Origin of the sequence: Nibricoccus aquaticus, assembly GCF_002310495.1 — a bacterium.
GTDB lineage: Bacteria > Verrucomicrobiota > Verrucomicrobiia > Opitutales > Opitutaceae > Nibricoccus > Nibricoccus aquaticus.
The window spans coordinates 2948902-2967605 of record NZ_CP023344.1; the positions used below are offsets into that span (position 1 = coordinate 2948902).

Consider the following 18704-nt stretch of genomic DNA (forward strand, 5'->3'; position numbering starts at 1 on the left):
GCGCGGAGGACGCGGAGAAACGGAGCGGGCGGGGCGGAGTTTTGCAGGTGGGGAGGAGTGGCCGTAAAGAGGCGCAAAAAGACGCAAAGTGATGAGCGGAGTTTTCTTTGTTCGGTTCCTGCATCGGTGGCCAATAGTCATGTGAAGCCATGATGGATGATGCGCAGTTGATCGGACGGTTTTTGGAGTCGAAGGACTCCGGGGCGTTTGGCGCGCTCGTGGAGCGGCATGTGGGGATGGTTTATCGGACGGCGCTGAGGTTGGTGGCGGGCGATGCGCATCGGGCGGAGGATGTGGCGCAGAGCGTGTTTACGTTGCTGGCGCGGAAGGCGGATTCGTTGCGCGGTTATGCGAGTATAGCGGGCTGGCTTTATGAAGCTACGCGGCGGATCGCGCGCGATGTGCGGCGAAGCGAAGAGCGACGGAGGCGTCGCGAGAAAGGAGCGTTTGTTATGAGCGAATATTTGGATGATGGTGCGGGCGCGAAGGTGGGCGCCGGTGGCGATGGGGCGTCGGTGGATTGGGAGGCGGTGCGGCCGGTGCTGGATGAGGCGCTGGGGGAGTTGAGCGTGGCGGAGCGGGAAGCGGTGCTGCTGCGGTTTTTTGGCGGGAAGGGGTTTGGAGAGATCGGGGCGGCGCTCCGGTTGAGCGAGGATGCCGCGCGGATGCGGACGAGCCGGGCGTTGGAGAAATTGCGCGGGTTGCTGGAGCGGCGCGGCGTGAAATCGACGTCAGCAGCGCTCGGTGTGGCGCTGGCGGGCGATGCGGCGATGGGGGCTCCGGTGGGGCTGGCGGCGATGGTTTCGCAGGGGGCGTTGGCGGGGGTGGCGTCGGGCGGTGCGGGTGTGGCGCTGGGCTTCGGCGCGGTGGGATTTATGAGTGTGATCAAAACGGTGGGAGTGGTGGCGGTCGCTGGAGTGGCGACCTTTTTTGCGGTTAAGGAAATCTCCGCGAAGCGCGATACGGAGGCAGTGCTAGCGGGCGTGAAGGCCGAATATGCAATGCTGTTGGGAAAAGCTGAAGAGGCTGAACGTGCGTTGAAACTGGCGGAGCAGGAGGCGGCAAGACGTGCGGAGGAAAAGGCAGCTGCCGCAGCGGCGTTTGCGAAAGCGGAGAAGGAAAAACCGAAGGAGGATCCGGTGGCGCTGGGCGATGCGTTGATGGCGAAACATCCAGAGGTGAAGACCGCGTTGATCGCGCAGTATCGAGCGGGCGTGGTGCTTAAGTATCTGCCTTTTTATCGGGAGCTGAAACTGACGGCAGAGCAGCGGGCGCAGTTTGAGGAGATTCAGCTCTCGAATGAGATCCCCGGGATATCCTTGGATGATGGGCGGATAAGTCTGCGCATACCGCGGAAACTCAAAAGTGCGGAACGGAATCAAAAGCTGAAGGAGCTACTAGGAGATGAAGGCTATAAAGCGCTTGGTCAGTTTGAGCAGGAGGCCGGAGTGAGGGCGGAGGCGGAGAGGACCGCCGCGCTTTTATTCGACGGGGGCGCATCGGTTACGCAGGAGCAAGGCAAGGCGTTGGCGAAGCTTTTTGGCAGGGAGAGGGGAGCGCCGGGCATGACTGCGACGCAGTATTGGGAGAAAATCCGTGCGGAGGCGTCGCGGTTTTTGTCTACGGAGCAGCTGTCGGTCCTGAGCGTCAAACAACTCCAAGCCGAGGCGGCATGGGCGAATCAACAGGCGGCGAAACGGAGTCTCAGAAAGTAAGCGTATGAACAACCGGTGGATGAAAGGCGTGCTGTGGATTTCGCTCTTGAGCTGGACGGCGGGCTCTGGGGCAGTGTGGACGTGGGCGAAAGCGGCGCGTGACAGGGCCGAGCAGGAGCGCGTGGTGTGTGAAGTACGTCTGCAGGAATTGAAAGCGCGCTTCCATGCGATTGAAAAACGCCGGAGCGGAGTCGAGAACGCGGAAACGAACGAACGTGCCAAGGCGGATAAAGCGAAAGCGGACGCGGAGAAAACGGCGCTCATGAAAGCACTGGCTCCTAAGCAATCGGAGCAGCGACTGGATAAAGATCCGCAGTTGCAGCTTTTGAAATTGAAGGCGTTACGCGCAGATTTGGTCGTGAAGTACGGAGTGTTTTTGCGGGAGAAAAAGCTGACGTCAGAACAGATCGAGCGGTTGAGTGCAGCGTGGTCGGATTATGAGGCTGCCAAGCTGGATATCGCGGCGATCCGCCGGGATCATAAACTCGGATACGACGATCCGGCGGTGGCGGTTCAGCGTAAAGAGGCGCAGGCGGCGCTGGCTGTGGCTGAGAAGGCGGTGCTTGGCGAAGAGGGATTTAAGGACTTCGACCAGTTCAGGCGGATGCAGCCGATGCGGGAACTGGTGCTGGGCTATGTGGGTAAAGCGGCGTTGCTAGGGGTGCCAGCGACTGAGGAGCAGGTGACACGGGTGACAGAGGTGCTGGCGGCGATGAACACGAATTTCCGAAACGGAGGGCAGGTGCAATTTGGGGAGATGGACTGGGATGCCGGCTGGGCGAAAGCGCGGGAGTTTATGTCGGCGGAACAATATGAGTTGCTCGTGGCCGAGACAAACGAGCGGCGCACGATGCACGACGTGATGGATGCCACGGTCTTTATCCATGAGGAGCTGGCCAAGGAAGATGCGACCAAAGCGGCTGCGACGCGATGAGTTGAGGGTCGTGCCTTGATCGCGGGATTGCCGGAGATCTTCGGAAGAAGCCGCTGGCGGTTTTTTGGGGAATGGGTTTTGTGCGCGGCATGAATGATTCAGCGAAACCTCTTGTTTATGTGATCCTCGGTGCCTCTGGGTCCGGGCGGCGTGAGGTGCTGGCGGATTTGATCACGGATGGGCTCGATTCGGATGAGCAGGCGGTCGTGTTGCTCGCGGAGGGCGAGGCGGCGGATGAGCGCGATGCGAAGCTGGGGAGAATTGTGCGCTGGCGGTTTCTCGGGGCGGAAGCGGGGATCGAGGTGCCGGAGGGCGCGATCGAGGGGGCGACGCATGTGTTTTTCGTGACGGATGGGCGGGGGAATCCGGTGGATCAGCTGGAGGCGTTCAAGCCTTGGGTGGAGTCGAGCGGCGCGGAGATGGCCCGGGTGTTCACCGTCGTGGATTGTCAGCTCGCGGAAAAAAATAAGGCGCTGATCGCGTGGTATGAGGCGTGCATCCACTTTTCGGATGTGGTGCTGCTGACGAAGCGCGAGGGCGTGGCGAACAAGTGGATGTCGGATTTCCAGACGTTGTTTAAGGATAAGTTTTATCCGGCGCTTTTTGAGATGGTGAAGGGCGGACGGGTGAAGAATCCGCCGTTGCTGCTGGAGCCCGAGGCGCGGCGGATGTCGCATCTGTTCGATGAGCCGGATTGGGTCGTCGATGGCGTCGATGCCGAGGAGATGATCGAGACGGGCGAGGACGATGCTGAGGAAGGCACGGCGCTGAACGAAGAGGTCGAGGTCACACAGGCGGTCGATCCGTACATGGAGCGGCGGCTGGGTGGGCGGCGCGTGATCGAGATCCCGGACGTGGCGAAGTTTCTGGGTTGAGTGGGCTGATGGGGCGTTTGTCGGAATTTTTAACCACAGATTTCACGGATGGGAATGGATACGGAGGGCTGAGGTGGACTGGTTCCGGATCGCGTGGGTTGGTCACTCCCGGGGTTTGGTTAATCGCGAAGACGCGAAGGCGCTAAGGTCGGAGCGAAGGATCGGATACTGAAATGGGATGAACCACAGAGGCACAGAGGGTACGGAGAGGAGGAATGCAGGAGGCTCTTCGGTTTGTTCTCTGTGAGCTCTGTGTCTCTGTGGTTCTAAATAAAAATCCGCGCGGGCAGACCGGCGCGGATTTTTTGAAGGGCTCGCTGTTGAGGCGGGCGGCCCGGGTTCCGAGGACGACACGGAGGTCGTCCCTCCATTGGCAAACGCAGGCAGTGCGAGAGATTACTTCGCGGCGGCGACTGCGGCGGCGAAGGCTTTGGCTTTGGCGGTGATGGCGGCCCAGTTCTTTTCCTTGAGCGCTTTCGCATCAACGAGGGAGCTGCCGGCGGCGGTGGCCATGGCGCCGGCTTTGAGGAAGTCGCCGACGTTGGTTTCGTTCACGCCGCCGGTGGGCACGAAGTCGATCTGGGGGAAGGGGGCTTTGACGGATTTGATGTAGTTGGGGCCGAAGAATTCGGCGGGGAAGATCTTGATGGCGTCTGAGCCGGCTTCCCAGGCGCGGAGGATTTCGGTGGGAGTGAAGGCACCGGAGAAAATCGGAATGCTGTAGCGTTTGCAGACCTCGATGACGTCGGGGCGGGTGGCGGGTGTGACGATGAACTTGGCTCCGGCGAGGATGCCGGCGCGGGCGGTTTCGGCGTCTAGGACGGTGCCGAGGCCGAAGATGAAATCGGGGAGTTCGGCAGTGGCTTTTTCGAGGACGCGGATGGCGCCCGGGGTCGTCATGGTGAGCTCGATGCTCGTGAGGCCGCCCTCGGCGAGCGCCTTGGCGCAATCGAGGAGACCATCGGGACCGTCGGCGCGGATGAGCGCGACGACCTTCTCGGACTTAATTTTTGTGAGAACGGCGTCTTTTTTCATGGGGAGTGGGGTTGTAGGCGCGGGAGGGGCGGCGGGGAAACTTTTTTTGCGAAACAGAAGCCGGCGGTGTGCGGAGGGTTAGTCGGACTTTTTTTAACCACAGATTACGCAGATGGGGAAGGATGGGGAGCGGGTCGGAAGGGTGGATGTGTGAAGGCAGGCGGTGAATCTTGGTGGGGGATGTAGCGTGATACGTTACAAGCTGGGTGGGGGGAGGAGGGTGGCGAGGGGGCGGACGCTTCGGAAAGCGGCGCTTGGCGTCGGGGGGAAGTTGGTTCACACCGGGCGCTCCTCGCTTGATGACCATCGATCCTAACAACCTCGTGTCAGTCCCTGGTGTGCGTTTGTGGCGTTGCCGCGAGCGGGTGATCGAGCTCGGCGGGGCACCGGTGATCATGGGGATTTTGAATGTGACGCCGGATTCGTTTTTCGACGGCGGGAAACATGCGCTGCGGGAAAGTGCGGTGGCGCAAGCGGAGCGCATGGTGGCGGACGGGGCGGGAATCGTCGATGTGGGCGGGCAATCGACGCGGCCGGGGTTTGTGGAGATTTCGGCGGAGGAGGAAATCGCGCGCGTGGTGCCGGTGATCGAGGCGCTGGTGCGGTTGGGGAAAGCGGTGGTGTCGATCGACACGTACAAACCGGCGGTGGCGCGGGCGGCGCTCGAAGCGGGGGCGCAGGTGGTGAATGACGTGCATGGGTTGCAGGGCGCGCCGGAGATGGCGCGGCTGGCGGGGGAGTATGGCGCGGCGGTGGTGGCGATGCATCACGACGAGCGGTTTCGCGATTATGTGCGGAGGCCGGGTGATACGGCGCATGGGATCGCGGTGGTGGATTTGATCGAGCGGATGAAGATGTGGCTGGCGCGTTCGCTGGAGATCGCGGCGGAGGCGGGCGTGACGGCGGAGCGGGTGGTACTCGATCCGGGTATCGGCTTTTTCAAGACGCAGGAGCAGAATCTCGAAATCATGGGGCGGCTGGCGGGATTGCGCGGGTTGGGTTGTCCGCTGCTGCTGGGGGCTTCGCGGAAGTCGGTCATCGGGCATGTGCTGGGCGGGCAGCCGGTGGAGGACCGGCTTGAAGGCACTCTGGCGACGACGACGCTGGCGGTATGGCAGGGCGTGGAGATCGTGCGCGTGCATGATGTCGCGGCGAATGTGCGGGCGGCGCGGATGGCGAGCGCGATCCGGGCGCAGTCGTTGCATCCTTTTCATTCCTGATGAACGCACGCATCCATCTTCGGAACATGGCTTTTTATGGCTACCACGGCCATCTGACGGCGGAGAACGCGCTGGGGCAGCGGTTTCAAATCGATCTGACGCTGACGACGGACATCGCGCGGGCGACGAAGACGGACGATCTGGCGGACACGGTGGACTACGTGAACATCTATGCGATGTGCCGCGAGGTGGTTGAAGGCGCGCATGTGAAGCTGCTCGAAACGCTGGCGGGGCGGATCATGGATCGCGTGCTGGCGGATTTCGCGAGTGTGCAGAAAGTGGAGATCACGATTCGCAAGCCGTCGGTGCCGCTGCCGGGGGTGCTGGATCATGTGTCGCTCGAAACCAGTAAATCCCGTGAGTGAAGTTTTCATAGGCCTCGGCGGAAATCTCGGCGATCGCGAGGCGCTGATGGCGGAGGCGTTGCGCAGGCTGGATGCGACGCCGGGCGTGAAGGTGGTGGCGGTTTCGTCGCTCTATGAGACGAAGCCGGTGGGACTGACGCAGCAGCCGGATTTTTTGAATCTGGTGGCGAAATTGAAGACGGAGCTGCCGCCGTATGCGTTGCTCAACACGTGCCTGCGGGTGGAGACCGAGCTGGGGCGGGAGCGGCGTGAGCGCTGGGGGCCGCGCACGGTGGATCTGGATGTGCTCTGGTGCGAAGGCGTGGCGCAGGCGGATGAAAAACTGACGATCCCGCATCCGCGGATGCATGAGCGGGCGTTTGTGCTGGTGCCGCTGGCTGAGCTGGCGCCGAAGTTGAAACTCGACGGGGTGCCGGTGGCGGAGCTGGTGGGCGCGCTCGGTGAAGAAGGCTCGGGTGTGCGGAAGAAGGGGGCGCTGTTCTGGCGCGAGTCGAAGAAGGCGGAGTGAGCGTGATGCATACGCGCGAACTTCGGATCGATGGCGGGATGGCGGCGGTGTTCGCGGCGACGGCGGAGAAGGCGCACGCATTTTTTTTGGAGAGCGCGCTGCCGGCGGACGGGCTGGGGCGGTATTCGTTTATCGGGTTCGGGCCGCTGGCGGTGTTTCGGGTGGCGGCGGGCGGAGCGGCGGAAGTGACGTGGGCGGATGGGCGCGTGGAGAGGACGGAGGGGGAGCCGCTGGAGGAGTTACGGAAACTGCACGGGAGAATCGGGGCGGAGTTTGGGCAGGATTTACAGGAGGGACAGGATTCGGAAAAGGAGCGGGTGCCGTTTGCGGGCGGGGCGGTGGGATTTTTTTCGTACGAGTTTGGGCTGAGGTTCGAAGGCGTGAAGCGGACGAGTGCGGACGATCTGGCGGTGGCGGAGGCGGAGTGGGCGTTTTATGACGGGGTGGTGGTGTGCGAGGAGGCGAGTGGGAGCGTTTTTGTGGCGACGAATCGGCGCCATAAGGGAGAGGCGGAGAAAGTGTTGGCGCGGATCGAGCGGGAGGTGCGGGCGGCGTTGGCGGGAGAGCACGCGGAGGTAGGTGAGACGGAGCGGAGCGGGGTGGGTGGGCGTGGCGGGAAGGCGGAGATCGCGGCGAATTTTTCGCGCGAGGGGTATGTGCGGGCGGTGGGGCGGGTGAAGGAGTTCATCCGCAGCGGAGATGTTTATCAGATCAATCTGAGCCAGCGGTTCGAGACGGTGATGCCGTGTGCGGCGGCAGAGCTTTATCGAAAGTTGAGAAAGCAGAGTCCGGCGCCGTATGGGTGCTTTTTGAATTTCGGCGGTGTGCAGGTGGCGGGGGTTTCGCCGGAGCGGTTTTTGCGGGTGGAGGGCGAGGCGGTGACGACGCGGCCGATCAAGGGGACGCGTCCGCGTGGGCGCGATGCGGGGGAGGATGCGGCGTTGAAAGCGGAGCTGGCGGTGAGTGAGAAGGATCGCGCGGAGTTGCTCATGATTGTGGATTTGGAGCGCAACGATCTGGGGCGGGTGTGCGTGCCGGGGTCGGTGCGGGTGGAAAATCTGTACGCGCTGGAGGCGCATCCGACGGTGTGGCATCAGGTGGCGGAAGTGTCGGGACGGCTGGCCGAAGGGCGGGATGTTTTTGACTGCATCCGCGCCGCGTTTCCTGGCGGGTCGATCACGGGGGCGCCGAAGATCCGGGCGATGCAGATCATCGACGAGCTGGAGCCGCACCGGAGGCATTTGTACACGGGGGCGATGGGCTATCTGGGCTTCGACGGGCGGGCGGAGCTGAACATCGCGATCCGGACGATCACGTGCGTGGGAGGGCGGGCGTATTTCCACGCGGGCGGCGGCGTGGTGTGGGACTCCGATCCGGAAAGCGAATACGCGGAGACGCTGACGAAGGCAAAGGCGTTGCGGGCGGCGCTGACGCAGGCGGGCGCGGGAGGAGTGCGGTCGTGATTTTGCTGAACGGAAAACTGGTGTCGAATGAAGCGGCTGGAGTTTCGCCAACGGCTGTGGGCGTATTTACGACGATGCGCGTGCGGAGCGGGCGGGTGGAGTTTTTGGAGAGACATGCGGCGCGGCTGGAGCGGGACGCGAAGGCGGTAGGGCTGGCGGCGGGGCTGGGAACGACGGGGCTGGCGGGGCGTTGTGCGGCGTGTGTGGCGGCTAACGGTGTCGTCGATGGCGGGGTGAAAGTGGTGTGGTTTGCCGGTGAGGGAGGGCTGGCGGAAGAAGTTATTTCAAACCGGCCTCATGCGTATGGAGTGGAGGCGGTGGCGCGGGGATTTCGGTTGATAACGAGAAGGTGCGAAGCGCGGGAAGCGCGAGTGTGGTGGCGGCACAAGACGCTGGATTATGGCGTGCATGCGGAGGCGAAGCGCGCGGCGGTGGCGGCGGGTTTTGACGATGCGCTGTGGATTGACGAGGGCGGGCGCGTGCTGGAAGCGGCGACGACGACTGTGTTCGCGGTTTTTCGCGATGAGATCGTGACGCCGGAGGTGAGCGCGGGGTTATTGCCGGGCGTTGCGCGCGAGGTGGTGCTGGGGCTGGAGGGGATTTCGCGGCCGGTGCGCGCGGGTGAGTTGACGGAGGTGCGGCTGCGGGAGGCGGCGGAAATTTTTGTGACGAATGCGTTGATGGGCGTGATGCCGGTGCGCGGGTGGGATGCGCGGGCGTTCGATGTATCGCGCTGCGTGGTGACGCGGGAAGTGGCGGTGGCGTTTGATCGGGCGGCGTTGGGGTTATTGCCCTAAATTAAGCCGTGAGGCTCCTGGTCTGGGCGTAAAGAGCAGGCTAAAAGTGTGCGTGAAAAACCAATGGGCTTCCGGGAGGCGGGGATGCGCCGACATGGTGGGATGATGAAAACGACGGTGCTGATTTTTTCGTGTCTGGTGATGTGTGGAGCGGGTGTGGCGGCGCCGTTGATCGAGGAGCCGGTGGAGGAGTTGAAACTGGGTTCAGGGAAGACGCTGAAGCTGGCGATGGCGCGGAGTTATTCGGCGAGCGGCGTTTTGGTGAGCCATGCGGGTGGGGCGGCGGCGGTGAAGTACGAGGAGTTTCCGGAGGAGTTGCGCGGGAGTTTGAAGGCGCAGCGGAAGGCCGAGGGGGAGAACGGCGACGCGGGCGAAAAGACTTTGGCCAAGGTGAGCTACGATTTTCCGACACCGCCGATGGTGAAGCCGGAGGCGGGTGAAGAGCGTGTTTTGTCCGGGCAGGTTTTCGTTTCCACGAACGATGCGGGGGATGTGAAGCTGGCCGGGGTGGTGGTCTCGGTTTACGCGAAGGAGGCCTATCGTGAGCAGACGGCATGGTATCAGACGAATCCGTGGGAGGCGTCGCGTATGCACGGACTGAATGCCGAGATCCTGGCGAAGGCGGGTGACGGTGCGGGAGCGATGAAGCAGTTCAACGCGGCGATGGAGATGGCGGCCCTGGGGTGGATGCTGGTGACGCCAGCGGAGTTTACGACGACGACGAAGGCTGATGGGAAATTCACGCTGAAGCACCGGGTGGATGGCGCGTATTTCGTGGTCGCACACGCATCGCGCGTGGTGGAGGGAGAGACTCAGTATTATCGCTGGGCGGTGATCTCGGATGTGATCGAAGCGCCGGAGAATCTACTGTTGTTTAACGACAATATGGAGTGAGGACGGGAGCGCTCAGGATTTGCGTCGTGGTTATTTCCAGCAGAATTTTGCTGGTGCTGCCAAGTGGTGCCCGGGCGCGGACTCGAACCGCGATGCTGTTAGGCACAGGCTTCTGAGACCTGCGTGTCTACCAATTCCACCACCCGGGCAGGGTGTTCTTTTTTGTGACTCGCGTCACGAAATCCATGATCCATTTGCGTCATTTCTACGCGAGATTTTCCACACAATCACTTGTGGGGAAAGAAAGCGTGGAAAGACGTGGGAAAGAACAAACGTTACGAACCTAGTTCGCAACGGTCAGAGCGGGACGTACTACGCCCGCGCAAAAGTGAACGGCAAGGAAAATTAGCGTGCCCTTAAGACCTCGGTATTTACGGTGGCCAAACTGCGTTCGGGCGACGTTGAAAAGGAGACACGCGGCCGAAGTGCCCTTGCTCGGGGTGCGGGCGTCGACGTGACCGCCGGTTACTTTATCGAGCAGTACCGGCGGCGTTCGTTTCTGGATGCATCGCTGGCGAAAAGCTCACGGGAAAGGCGCGATTCGACCCTAAAAGCTATCACGAAGAGGTGGGCGGGGATTGAAAGCCGGGATATTCGCCGGATCAGTGCCGACGATTGCCGTCAATGGGCGGCGTCGGCTTTGCGCATTGGAACTGGGTTTGTGGCACCACGGGCAAAAACCAGGCGGGTCGGTATGTCGGCGTCTGCCTTCAACAAAACGGTGGACGCTCTGCGAGCGGTTTTCGAACTAGCCCGCGATGCTGGCGTGATCTACGAAAATCCGGCGGCATCCTTGCAAAAGGTGCCCCTCAAAAAGAAGCGGCTTGAACTCCCGTCGATTCAGGAGTTCGAGAAACTGGTTCAACGGGTGAGGACGGCGGGGTCTAGGTGGTCCAAGGATGCTGCTGATTTGGTGTGCTTCCTCGCTTACAGCGGCGCACGTTTACGGGAGGCGACCGCAGTGAAGTGGCGCCACGTCGATGAATCCAGGGGCGTCATTACCATCCCTGGTTCGAAATCGGAAAGTAGCTATCGGACCATCCCTTTATTTCCGAAACTGGCATCACACCTCAAGGCGATGCGGGTCGGCCGTGAAAATGAAACTTCAGATACCGCTGTCTTGAAGGTTGGTGAGTGTCTCCCGGCTCTTCGTCACGCGTGCCAAGAGACGGGGCTGAAGGTTTTAACCCATCACGATCTCCGGCATCTTTTCGCAACGCGCTGCATCGAAAGTGGCGTCGATATTCCGACGGTTTCTCGGTGGCTTGGTCATTCCGACGGCGGCGCTCTGGCGATGAAAACCTACGGGCATCTTCGCCAAGAGCACAGCATTGCGGCTGCGGCTAAAGTGGTCTTTTGAAGCGACCGCTTTCACGCGCAAAAGCGTTCAATGGAACGCCGCGTGACGAGGACCTTCCTCGTGCCTGCTACTCGTTCCAACTTTCCGCGAACGAGAAAGCGGTAGAGGGTTGTTCGTGAAATGCCGCCTAGCATGTGTCGCGCGTTTTTTTCGTCTACCGCCTCCGGTAATAGCGAAGGGGGCGGGGTCGCTTGGCTTGTCGTGGCTTCGCCTTCAAGTCCGCAGCCCAACGCTGCAGCTAGATTTGCAGCGGCGTCGATATCTGGAGCTTTAAACGTTATTTGGTGGATTTTTCCGTTGTTGATGAAGAGTGCGCTGAATAGGATCATTTTAGCGGGATTTAGAGTTCTAGTTGATAGTTCTCTTCATGATAGCGGGCCGACGATTATGGGCTGGTCGATGAGGTTGGGATGCGACGAGTACACAGATGCACTCGCCGCTCGGGTGGATCATACCGGTATGTAAAGCGTGTGGTGAGCTCGCTATCGTTCTTCGTGTGCTGCGTATACCGGTATTCACCATATAGTGACGGTTTTAAGAAAACCAGTGTGGTTTGTAGGCCGCGATAACCTAATTCATGGGAGGTCAGTCAGGAGGCTCCGGTGGACGAGTGGCTTTCGGTCCAACTAAAACGAATCGGTGTCAGGTGAAGGACTAGCCTCCCGCTGACTGGAAGACACTTTACCGCCTCAGGTTGAACCCGACAAACAGAATGCGCTTCACGAATTTTCTGTTGGCGCCACACGGCGGGGCCTATTGGGACTGAAACAGGAACCGTCCTGTGATGCTGATAGTGACTGGAGGCGATCGCATCCATTTCAGTTTCGGGGCTTTTGATGTCGGGATATAAACCACGAACGGTGGTGCGGTCTGCGTAAGTTCCCAGCGCGTAGGATTCAAATCGGTGGTTACCTACGGACTCGGAATCGGCCACCGAGTTGATGCCTCCGTCGAATCCAAGACCGAAATACGCGGTACCTGCTAGACGCACCAAAATACGCGTAACGGTGCGTCGTACAATTATACCGGATTTCTAGCTGGAGTGCTTGGCGGACTTCTTGGTACCAGCGGCAAGGAAAAATAGCGTGCCCCTTAAGACCTCGGTATTTACGGCGGCCAAACTGCGTTCGGGCGACGTTGAAAAGGAGGCACGCGGCCGAAGTGCCCTTGCTCGGGGTGCGGGCGTCGACGTGAACGCCGGTTACTTTATCGAGCAGTACCGGCAGCGTTCTTTTCTGGATGCATCGCTGGCGAAAAGTTCACGCGAGAAGTGCGACTCGCGACTCAAAGCGATCACGAAAGTGTTCGCGGGCAGTTAATCGAGCCTGGTCACACCTCGAGTTTTAACTGGGGATTATATTTTACGATCAGCGGCAGAGCGTAGCTGCCAGTGTTTTGGGGGTACTTTGTATTTTTTCTTAAAGAGGCGGTAGAAATGGGAAACGTCTCCAAAGCCGCAGGCGAAAATCACGCCGGAGATCGAGTGTTTGCCGGTTTGAAGCAGCGTGGCGGCGTGGTTCATCCGTAGCTGGATCAAATGTTCGGCGAACGTGCGTCCTGTGAGCTCCCGGTATTTTCCGCTGAAATGCCGTCTGGAGATTCCTGCCCGGGCAGCAGCCTTGTCCAAGGTCCACGGCTCATAAAAGGTTTCGCTCAGTTCCCTCGCCAATTCTTCCAGCCGACGCGGAATATCCGCTTCAGGACGGCGGGTGGGCGTGCGTGAGAGCAGAACCAAGACCTGCAACGCGATCGCCCGGATGGCGGTCTCGCTCCCGAGGCGGACGTGGGACTGTTCTAGAATGGCCCGCCGCCACAGCGACTCAAACTGGAGCATCATTGGTTGGCTGACTTGAATGTGAGGCGCACGTGTGTGGCTGAGTTTGCGCCAGAGCTGAGCAAGCTCCGTTTCTTTTCCGAGGAAGCTGTCGGTGAAACAGAAGATAAGCAGGGTCGATGGCTGCATGTCCGAGATGACGTGTTGTGCGCCGGCTGAAACCAGGATCAACGCGCCGCGTGCCGCCCGGACCTCGGGCTTTCCATCCTCTTGGTAGGAGATCTGACCATCGACCACGTAGAGCAGTTTTTGGAAAGCATCAGTCCGGGGTGCCATCTGGAAGTTCTGGGCGTGATGGCTCTCGGCAAAGGCAATTCCGGAAGTAGGCAGTTGAATCGAGAGTGGACGGGAAACTTTCGGCACTGCCCGATAAGCCAATAATCGATGCTTCAAAAGCCAAGAAGGAAACGGACGGGCACGCTATGCTTGGATGCCTCATTCCCCAACCCCAATAAATTCATGCAACTCAGCGAAGAGAACGCGTTCAAAGCGATGCGAGGAACCTGGCAACCGGTGGCCAATGCCGTCGATCTGCCGAAGGGAAAAGTGATCGGCTACAAATTGCTGGAGACGGAATTAGTCGTCGCGCGGTTTGATGACGGCGCTCTGCTGGCCGCCGACGTGGCTTGTCCTCACAAGGGCGCCCGTCTCTCCGCCGGCTGCATTCGCGATGGGGAGTTGATGTGCGCTTATCACGGCTGGCGCTTCGATGCGTCAGGTGCGTGTCAGTCCATCCCGTCGTTGGTGGCGCCTAATCCGGACAAGCTGGCGTTGTCGCATCTGCATTCGTATCCGGTGAAAGAGCGTTATGGCTACATCTGGGTGAAACTGGATGCGTCCAGCCCTCATGAATTGCCGGAGGTGCCTGAGTTCGAAGATCCGCGATGGACCTACAAAATGGGGCCGCCGATGGTTTTTGGATCGGGCTGGCGCCGCGAGGTGGAGAACTACCTCGACATGACGCATTTCGCTTTCGCGCATGCATCCACGCTGGGGAAATGCGCCGATCCGAAAATCCCCGAGATGGACATCCAGGTGCATCCGGACGGGTTTCAGATGGACGCTCCGTTTCCCGCGCTGACCACTCCACACGAACAACCGGGAAAACTTCAGAGCGCGCATCACCGCATGCAGCGGTGTTTCCTGCCGAATTTCACGACGATCCGGCAGTCCTTCACCGACGGCGATGAACGAGTGCTTGTTCATATCCCTTCGCCAAATACGCAGGAAAGCTGCACGGTCTTTTGGTCGGTCGCGATTTCACCCGATTTCCGCGGACCGCCGCCGGATTCGCAAATCGAGTTTGCGATCCGCGTACTCGATGAAGACCGGCAGATGTGCGAGCTGCAGATCCCACGCGAGGTGCCTATCAACCCCGCGCGAGGTGGCTGGGGCGTTTTGGTCACGCCGGGAGACACGCTCGCGAACACGTTTCAAAAGACGCTTCGGCAGTGGCTCACGGGGCGCACGCCGCAGTAAAAGGGTCTGATCACGTATGCGTTGCCTGAGTGCGCTGTGATCCTGCGATCAAGCGGGCGACACGGTGAAGCCGGCGCGCTGGAGCGCCTGGTTCATCTCAGCAATGTGCGAACGGTTTCGCGTTTCCACGGTACACGTCACCCGGACCGCGCTGGTGTCGGGACCGTTGAAGGTGCGATCGTGTGCGATGTCTTTGATGCTGGCTCCCGCGTCGGCGATCGTGCGCGTGAGACGGGCGAGGCCGCCGGGACGGTCGCTGATGCCGACGACAAAACGGATCAAGCGGCCGTCCGTAACCAGGCTTTTTTCGACGACGGAGCTGAGGATTAGTGGATCGATGTTCCCGCCGCCGATAGCCAGCGCGACGGTCTTTCCTTTTAGCTCGGGAAGTTGTCCGGAAATCAGCGCGGCCAGAGGCGTTGCGGCCGCGCCCTCGACCACGGTTTTTTCCAGTTCGATGTGGCGCAGGATCGCGAGAGCAATGGTGTTTTCGTCCACCGTGACGACTTGATCGATGTGTGGACGGGCGAGAGTGAATGCGGTGGATCCCACCTCGAAGACGGCGAGACCGTCGGCGAGCGTGGGCAGTTTGGGAAGCGGGACCGGATGACCGGCAGAGAGCGCTGCGGAAAAAGCGGCGGCCTGAGACGATTCCACGCCGATGATCTTTATCTTCGGATTGAGTGATTTGATCGCGATGGCGGCGCCAGCGATAAGGCCGCCGCCGCCGATCGGGATGATCATCGCGTCGAGATGCGGAACTTGGGCAAGGACTTCTAGTCCGATGGTGCCCTGACCCGCGATGATCTGCGGATCATCGAAGCCGTGGATATAGGAAAGAGCTTCCTGTTGAGCGAGCGTCTGCGCGTGCGCACGGGCTTCGCTGAAATCGCTTCCGTGGAGAATGACGCGGGCTCCCAGGCGTTCGCATCGGGTGATTTTGATGAGTGGAGCCTGGACCGGCATCACCACGGTGGCGGGAATTCCGAGGCGACGTGCGTGGTAAGACAAGCCGAGCGCATGATTGCCCGCGCTGGCTGCGATGACGCCCAGACGACGCGCGGGCGCGGGGAGTTGCATCAATGCATTGCACGCGCCGCGTTCCTTGAACGAGCCGGTGTGCTGAAGGTTGTCCAGTTTGCAGAAGATGCGTGATCCGGTGATCTCGCTTAATGCGTGTGACTCCGTGCACGGTGTAAGCAGCACCGAATTTTCGATACGGAGAGCCGCGGCCTGAATGTCGTCAAGCAGCACCTGGGGAGCAGCGGCTTTTGGAGAGCGTTTTATTCGCGTAGCCATGAGCCCGCCTTAGTAGAGCAGGCGCGCGGTCACGGTTCTGACCGCGCGGGCGATCTTTTCCACGTAGTCGTCGCTCATGGCTTCGTTGATTGTGAGCTTCACGGCGTCTGCGAGGATGGCGTCGGCCACTGGGCAGCTGACGGAGCGGTAATCCATTTGGGTGAGACCGAAGTCGCGGATCGGCCAGTGACCGCCGAAAAATCCATGCGTCTGAAACACGGGATAACGATAGACGGCGCGTGGGATGTAACCGGCGGTGCACGCGACGCCTTCGCTCGCGAGCGCTTTGGCGTAGTCGTCGCGCGAGCACGCAAACCGGTCGGTTTCCATGCGCAGCAAATAGAACCAGTAGCTGTGCGTGTCGCCCGCGTTCACCTTGGGAAGATGCAGTCCGGGGGTGTCTTGGAGAAGGGTGGTGAGCCGGTTGCCGGCGCGCGTGCGGACGGCCGCGATTTCCGGGAGTTTTGTGAGTTGGGCGGCAGCGACCGCTGCTTGTGGCTCGCTCATGCGGTAGTTGGGCGCAAGTTCCTCGGGGTCGCGACCGCCTTTCACGCGATCATAAAACTTGTCGCCCCATTTGCCGAGTTCAGCGCCGATCATCGCGTTTTTCGTCGCGACGATGCCACCGTCGCCGCAGCTGAGGTGTTTATAGTCGTTGAACGAAAAACACGCGAGGTCGCCTTCGAGACCGACCGGGCGGCCTTGATGGCGGGCACCCCAGGCTTGGGCGCAGTCCTCGATCACGGACAAGTTGTGTTGTTTTGCGAGCTGCATGATCGCGTGCATGTCGCAGGGATTTCCTGCGAGGTGGACGGGCATGATCGCGCGCGTTTTCGATGTGATGCGGCGGCGGACATCGGCGACATCGAGTGTGTAAGTGTGCGGATCGACGTCCGCGAAAACGGGCACGCCTTGCTGGTAAAGAATGCCGATGACCGAACCCATGTCGGTGATCGCTGGAACGATGACTTCCTCGCCCGGCTGCAGGCGCATGCTCGCGATGGCGACATGAATGGCGGCGCTGCCGGATGACGTGGGAAACGCCTGCGGGAGTGGATAGTGCCGGCGAAACTCGGTTAGCAGCCCAGTGGTCTGAGCTCCCTGCCAGTAAAAAAGCGACGGCTGGGCGAGCATCGACTCCAGACGCTCACGCTCGGGTTCGCCCCAGCGTTTGGGCTGGGGGAGCGGTTCGTTGAGCAAGGGGAATGGCAAAATCATACGGCCAGAAATTTTCGGAGGTTTTCCGAAGACATTTTTTTCGCGTCTGCTGGAGAGATCTTCGCGGTAGTTAGTTTTCTGACACCCGCTTCGGTGACCAGGAACGGCGTCAGTGTGCCGAACACGAGCTGGCTAGGGTCCGCGCGCGTGAGGAGATATTCCACGGTGTTGTGCCACTCGGCGTAGGAGAACTCGGCCAGCAGATTTGGGTGTTCGGGAGTAAGTGCGATGATCTCGGTTCGGCCGAGGCCGGTGGCGAGGATGGGAACGTCGGGGTGCCGGCGGAGCAGACGCGAGAGATCTGCGGTCGGAACTCCCTTCATTTTCATGGCGAAGTATTCGTGGCGTTCATCGATCAGGCGGGCGTTGACGATGAGACGCAGACCCTGCGAGTGCAGTTCGTGCAACAGAGCATTCACGGCGCGATGAGTGAGGCGGTAGTTATGATAATTCGGGAGAATCCGGACGGCGCGAACGCGTGAATCGGCGGTGACCGTCGCGAGTTCTTCTCTCCAATTCGCGAGCGAGGGATTGATGACAGGGACCGGGACGAGCGCGGGCTGGCGGCGCGTTTCGCGCAGGAGGTGGCGATTGCCGAAGCCGGGCTCGGGGTGAAAAACACTTTGCAGCGAGGAGACGAGGGCGCGGTCGATTTTGTGCGCTTTGAGATGCTTGGCCAGTGAGGCGGCAGTGAACTCAGTCAGCAGCGCGAACGGCCAGGCGCCGATCCAAGTGTTAGCATCGAAGAGCTTCATGACAGGCGGAGGAGTTCGCGGGCGTTGTCGTTGAGGATGCGTTGCTGGCTGCGTTTGCTGAGTGCGGAGCCAGTGATGCGGGCGAGTGCCGAGGCGAAATCGCGGATCGGAATGTCCGAACCGTACAGGATGCGGCGGTCGCCGAGGTGTTCGACCGCGTATTCGACAATTCCCGCTTCGGGTGCGGCGCCCGACGTATCGACCCAGAGGTTGTCGATATGCTTGGCAGCGAGCACGCCGCGCACACCGCAGCCTGTCAGATGCGCCATAATCATACGGACGCCGGGATGTTTGCGCGCGAGCCACGCAGCATCCTCGGGGTCGGTGTGATAGCGACGCTGGCGAATCTTTGTCATGCTCCAGGCGTGCTGGAGCACGATGAGATCGTGGCGGGCGGCGGCTTGCATGACGGGTTTCATGCAGGCATCGCGGGCATTGTTGGCTATTTCGAGTTTGATGCCACGCAGTCCGAGTTCGATGCCGTGCTCCACTTCGCTCCATACGGCACGCTCACCGAGCGTGGGGTTGAGGTGACAGAATCCGGTGAAGAATTTGGGGTGCGAGTGGACGACCTTCGCGGTGTCTTCGTTTATTTTGCGGATCTGTTGTGCGGTCGGCAGCCGGCCGAAGGCGAGAACGTCGCCGAGTGCGACGCAGTGCTGGATGCCGTGCTGCTTCGCACGCGCAATGAGCGGCGCCACCTGAGGAAAATCCTGGCCCTCGTTCACGCAGAGCGGGTGGGTGTGTATGTCGATCATGGCGGTGCTTGAAGGGTGGCCGGGGCGGACGCGTTCGCGAGTAAAGGTTCTCTGCGGCCGCGTTTGTTTTCAGAAATTTCCCCAAAAAGGAACGTCGGCAATATTAAAGTAACTAAAAGGTTACTTGTCGCTTGACGCTTCTTCCGATCGCCGGTGTCTTCGATCGAGAAAGCCCGGCTGACGCAGCGCGTGAAG

The 18704-nt window shown here is 60.8% G+C and carries 19 protein-coding genes and 1 tRNA gene; 12 read left to right on the forward strand and 8 right to left on the reverse strand.

Features of this window, described 5'->3' with window-relative positions:
- Nucleotides 1–149 precede the first annotated feature (149 nt).
- The 3 genes from CMV30_RS11795 (at nt 150) to CMV30_RS11805 (ending at nt 3524) form a co-directional block, all read left to right on the forward strand.
- On the forward strand, nt 150–1715 hold the full coding sequence (locus tag CMV30_RS11795; RefSeq protein ID WP_096056212.1) for an RNA polymerase sigma factor: 1566 nt from the start codon (nt 150–152) through the stop codon (nt 1713–1715).
- A gap of 4 nt (nt 1716–1719) precedes the next feature.
- The gene (locus CMV30_RS11800; RefSeq protein WP_096056213.1) at nt 1720–2649 is read left to right on the forward strand and encodes a hypothetical protein; all 930 of its coding nucleotides are present in this window, start codon (nt 1720–1722) and stop codon (nt 2647–2649) included.
- Nucleotides 2650–2738: 89 nt separating this feature from the next.
- Nucleotides 2739–3524 carry a hypothetical protein gene (locus CMV30_RS11805; RefSeq protein WP_245844147.1) on the forward strand — a complete coding sequence of 262 codons (786 nt, stop codon included), beginning with the start codon at nt 2739–2741 and terminating at the stop codon, nt 3522–3524.
- Between the two features lie 396 nt (nt 3525–3920).
- On the opposite strand, the gene CMV30_RS11810 is transcribed toward CMV30_RS11805, so the two are convergent.
- Nucleotides 3921–4559 (reverse strand): bifunctional 4-hydroxy-2-oxoglutarate aldolase/2-dehydro-3-deoxy-phosphogluconate aldolase, encoded by a 639-nt coding sequence (locus tag CMV30_RS11810; RefSeq protein WP_096056215.1) that lies wholly within the window; start codon nt 4557–4559, stop codon nt 3921–3923.
- Between the two features lie 299 nt (nt 4560–4858).
- On the opposite strand from CMV30_RS11810, the gene folP reads away from it, so the two are divergent.
- The 6 genes from folP to CMV30_RS11840 all read left to right on the forward strand — a co-directional run bounded on the left by folP (nt 4859) and on the right by CMV30_RS11840 (nt 9806).
- Nucleotides 4859–5779, forward strand: coding sequence for a dihydropteroate synthase (gene folP / locus CMV30_RS11815; protein WP_096056216.1), 921 nt, complete (start codon nt 4859–4861; stop codon nt 5777–5779).
- Nucleotides 5779–6144: a dihydroneopterin aldolase gene (folB, locus tag CMV30_RS11820; protein WP_096056217.1), complete on the forward strand. Its 366-nt coding sequence runs from the start codon at nt 5779–5781 to the stop codon at nt 6142–6144. Before folP ends, folB begins: the two co-directional genes overlap by 1 nt.
- Nucleotides 6137–6652, forward strand: coding sequence for a 2-amino-4-hydroxy-6-hydroxymethyldihydropteridine diphosphokinase (folK, locus tag CMV30_RS11825; protein WP_217494382.1), 516 nt, complete (start codon nt 6137–6139; stop codon nt 6650–6652). Before folB ends, folK begins: the two co-directional genes overlap by 8 nt.
- Before the next feature lie 5 nt (nt 6653–6657).
- On the forward strand, nt 6658–8115 hold the full coding sequence (pabB, locus tag CMV30_RS11830) for an aminodeoxychorismate synthase component I (RefSeq protein ID WP_138223264.1): 1458 nt from the start codon (nt 6658–6660) through the stop codon (nt 8113–8115).
- Nucleotides 8112–8912: an aminotransferase class IV gene (locus CMV30_RS11835; protein WP_138223265.1), complete on the forward strand. Its 801-nt coding sequence runs from the start codon at nt 8112–8114 to the stop codon at nt 8910–8912. Before pabB ends, CMV30_RS11835 begins: the two co-directional genes overlap by 4 nt.
- A gap of 102 nt (nt 8913–9014) precedes the next feature.
- Nucleotides 9015–9806 (forward strand): hypothetical protein, encoded by a 792-nt coding sequence (locus CMV30_RS11840; RefSeq protein WP_138223266.1) that lies wholly within the window; start codon nt 9015–9017, stop codon nt 9804–9806.
- 64 nt (nt 9807–9870) lie between these two features.
- Here CMV30_RS11840 and CMV30_RS11845 read toward each other — a convergent pair.
- Nucleotides 9871–9955, reverse strand: a tRNA-Leu gene (locus tag CMV30_RS11845).
- A 227-nt stretch (nt 9956–10182) separates the two neighbouring features.
- Here CMV30_RS11845 and CMV30_RS11850 point away from each other — a divergent pair.
- A complete protein-coding gene (locus CMV30_RS11850; RefSeq protein WP_096056222.1) occupies nt 10183–11166 on the forward strand; it encodes a tyrosine-type recombinase/integrase in 984 nt (327 codons plus the stop codon).
- An 11-nt stretch (nt 11167–11177) separates the two neighbouring features.
- On the opposite strand, the gene CMV30_RS19495 is transcribed toward CMV30_RS11850, so the two are convergent.
- Complete coding sequence (locus CMV30_RS19495; protein ID WP_138223267.1) at nt 11178–11495, reverse strand: helix-turn-helix domain-containing protein; 318 nt, start codon at nt 11493–11495, stop codon at nt 11178–11180.
- 756 nt (nt 11496–12251) lie between these two features.
- Here CMV30_RS19495 and CMV30_RS11855 point away from each other — a divergent pair.
- On the forward strand, nt 12252–12485 hold the full coding sequence (locus tag CMV30_RS11855; RefSeq protein ID WP_138223268.1) for a hypothetical protein: 234 nt from the start codon (nt 12252–12254) through the stop codon (nt 12483–12485).
- 35 nt (nt 12486–12520) lie between these two features.
- Here CMV30_RS11855 and CMV30_RS11860 read toward each other — a convergent pair whose 3' ends face one another.
- A complete protein-coding gene (locus tag CMV30_RS11860) occupies nt 12521–13363 on the reverse strand; it encodes a helix-turn-helix transcriptional regulator (RefSeq protein WP_096056224.1) in 843 nt (280 codons plus the stop codon).
- A gap of 96 nt (nt 13364–13459) precedes the next feature.
- Here CMV30_RS11860 and CMV30_RS11865 point away from each other — a divergent pair, with 96 nt between their 5' ends.
- Nucleotides 13460–14479 (forward strand): aromatic ring-hydroxylating oxygenase subunit alpha, encoded by a 1020-nt coding sequence (locus tag CMV30_RS11865; protein ID WP_175414849.1) that lies wholly within the window; start codon nt 13460–13462, stop codon nt 14477–14479.
- Between the two features lie 48 nt (nt 14480–14527).
- Here CMV30_RS11865 and ilvA read toward each other — a convergent pair whose 3' ends face one another.
- Genes ilvA through CMV30_RS11885 form a run of 4 tightly spaced genes read right to left on the reverse strand, consistent with a single transcriptional unit; the run spans nt 14528 to nt 18509 of the window.
- Entirely contained in the window at nt 14528–15733 is a 1206-nt protein-coding gene (ilvA, locus tag CMV30_RS11870) for a threonine ammonia-lyase (RefSeq protein ID WP_245844149.1), read from the reverse strand.
- 54 nt (nt 15734–15787) lie between these two features.
- The gene (locus CMV30_RS11875) at nt 15788–16996 is read right to left on the reverse strand and encodes a DegT/DnrJ/EryC1/StrS family aminotransferase (protein WP_096056227.1); all 1209 of its coding nucleotides are present in this window, start codon (nt 16994–16996) and stop codon (nt 15788–15790) included.
- The gene (locus CMV30_RS11880; RefSeq protein WP_096056228.1) at nt 16993–17751 is read right to left on the reverse strand and encodes an amidohydrolase family protein; all 759 of its coding nucleotides are present in this window, start codon (nt 17749–17751) and stop codon (nt 16993–16995) included. The genes CMV30_RS11875 and CMV30_RS11880 overlap by 4 nt, the downstream gene beginning before the upstream one ends.
- Nucleotides 17748–18509, reverse strand: a complete 762-nt coding sequence (locus tag CMV30_RS11885; RefSeq protein ID WP_096056229.1) for an amidohydrolase family protein — start codon at nt 18507–18509, stop codon at nt 17748–17750. The genes CMV30_RS11880 and CMV30_RS11885 overlap by 4 nt, the downstream gene beginning before the upstream one ends.
- Between the last annotated feature and the right edge of the window lie 195 nt (nt 18510–18704).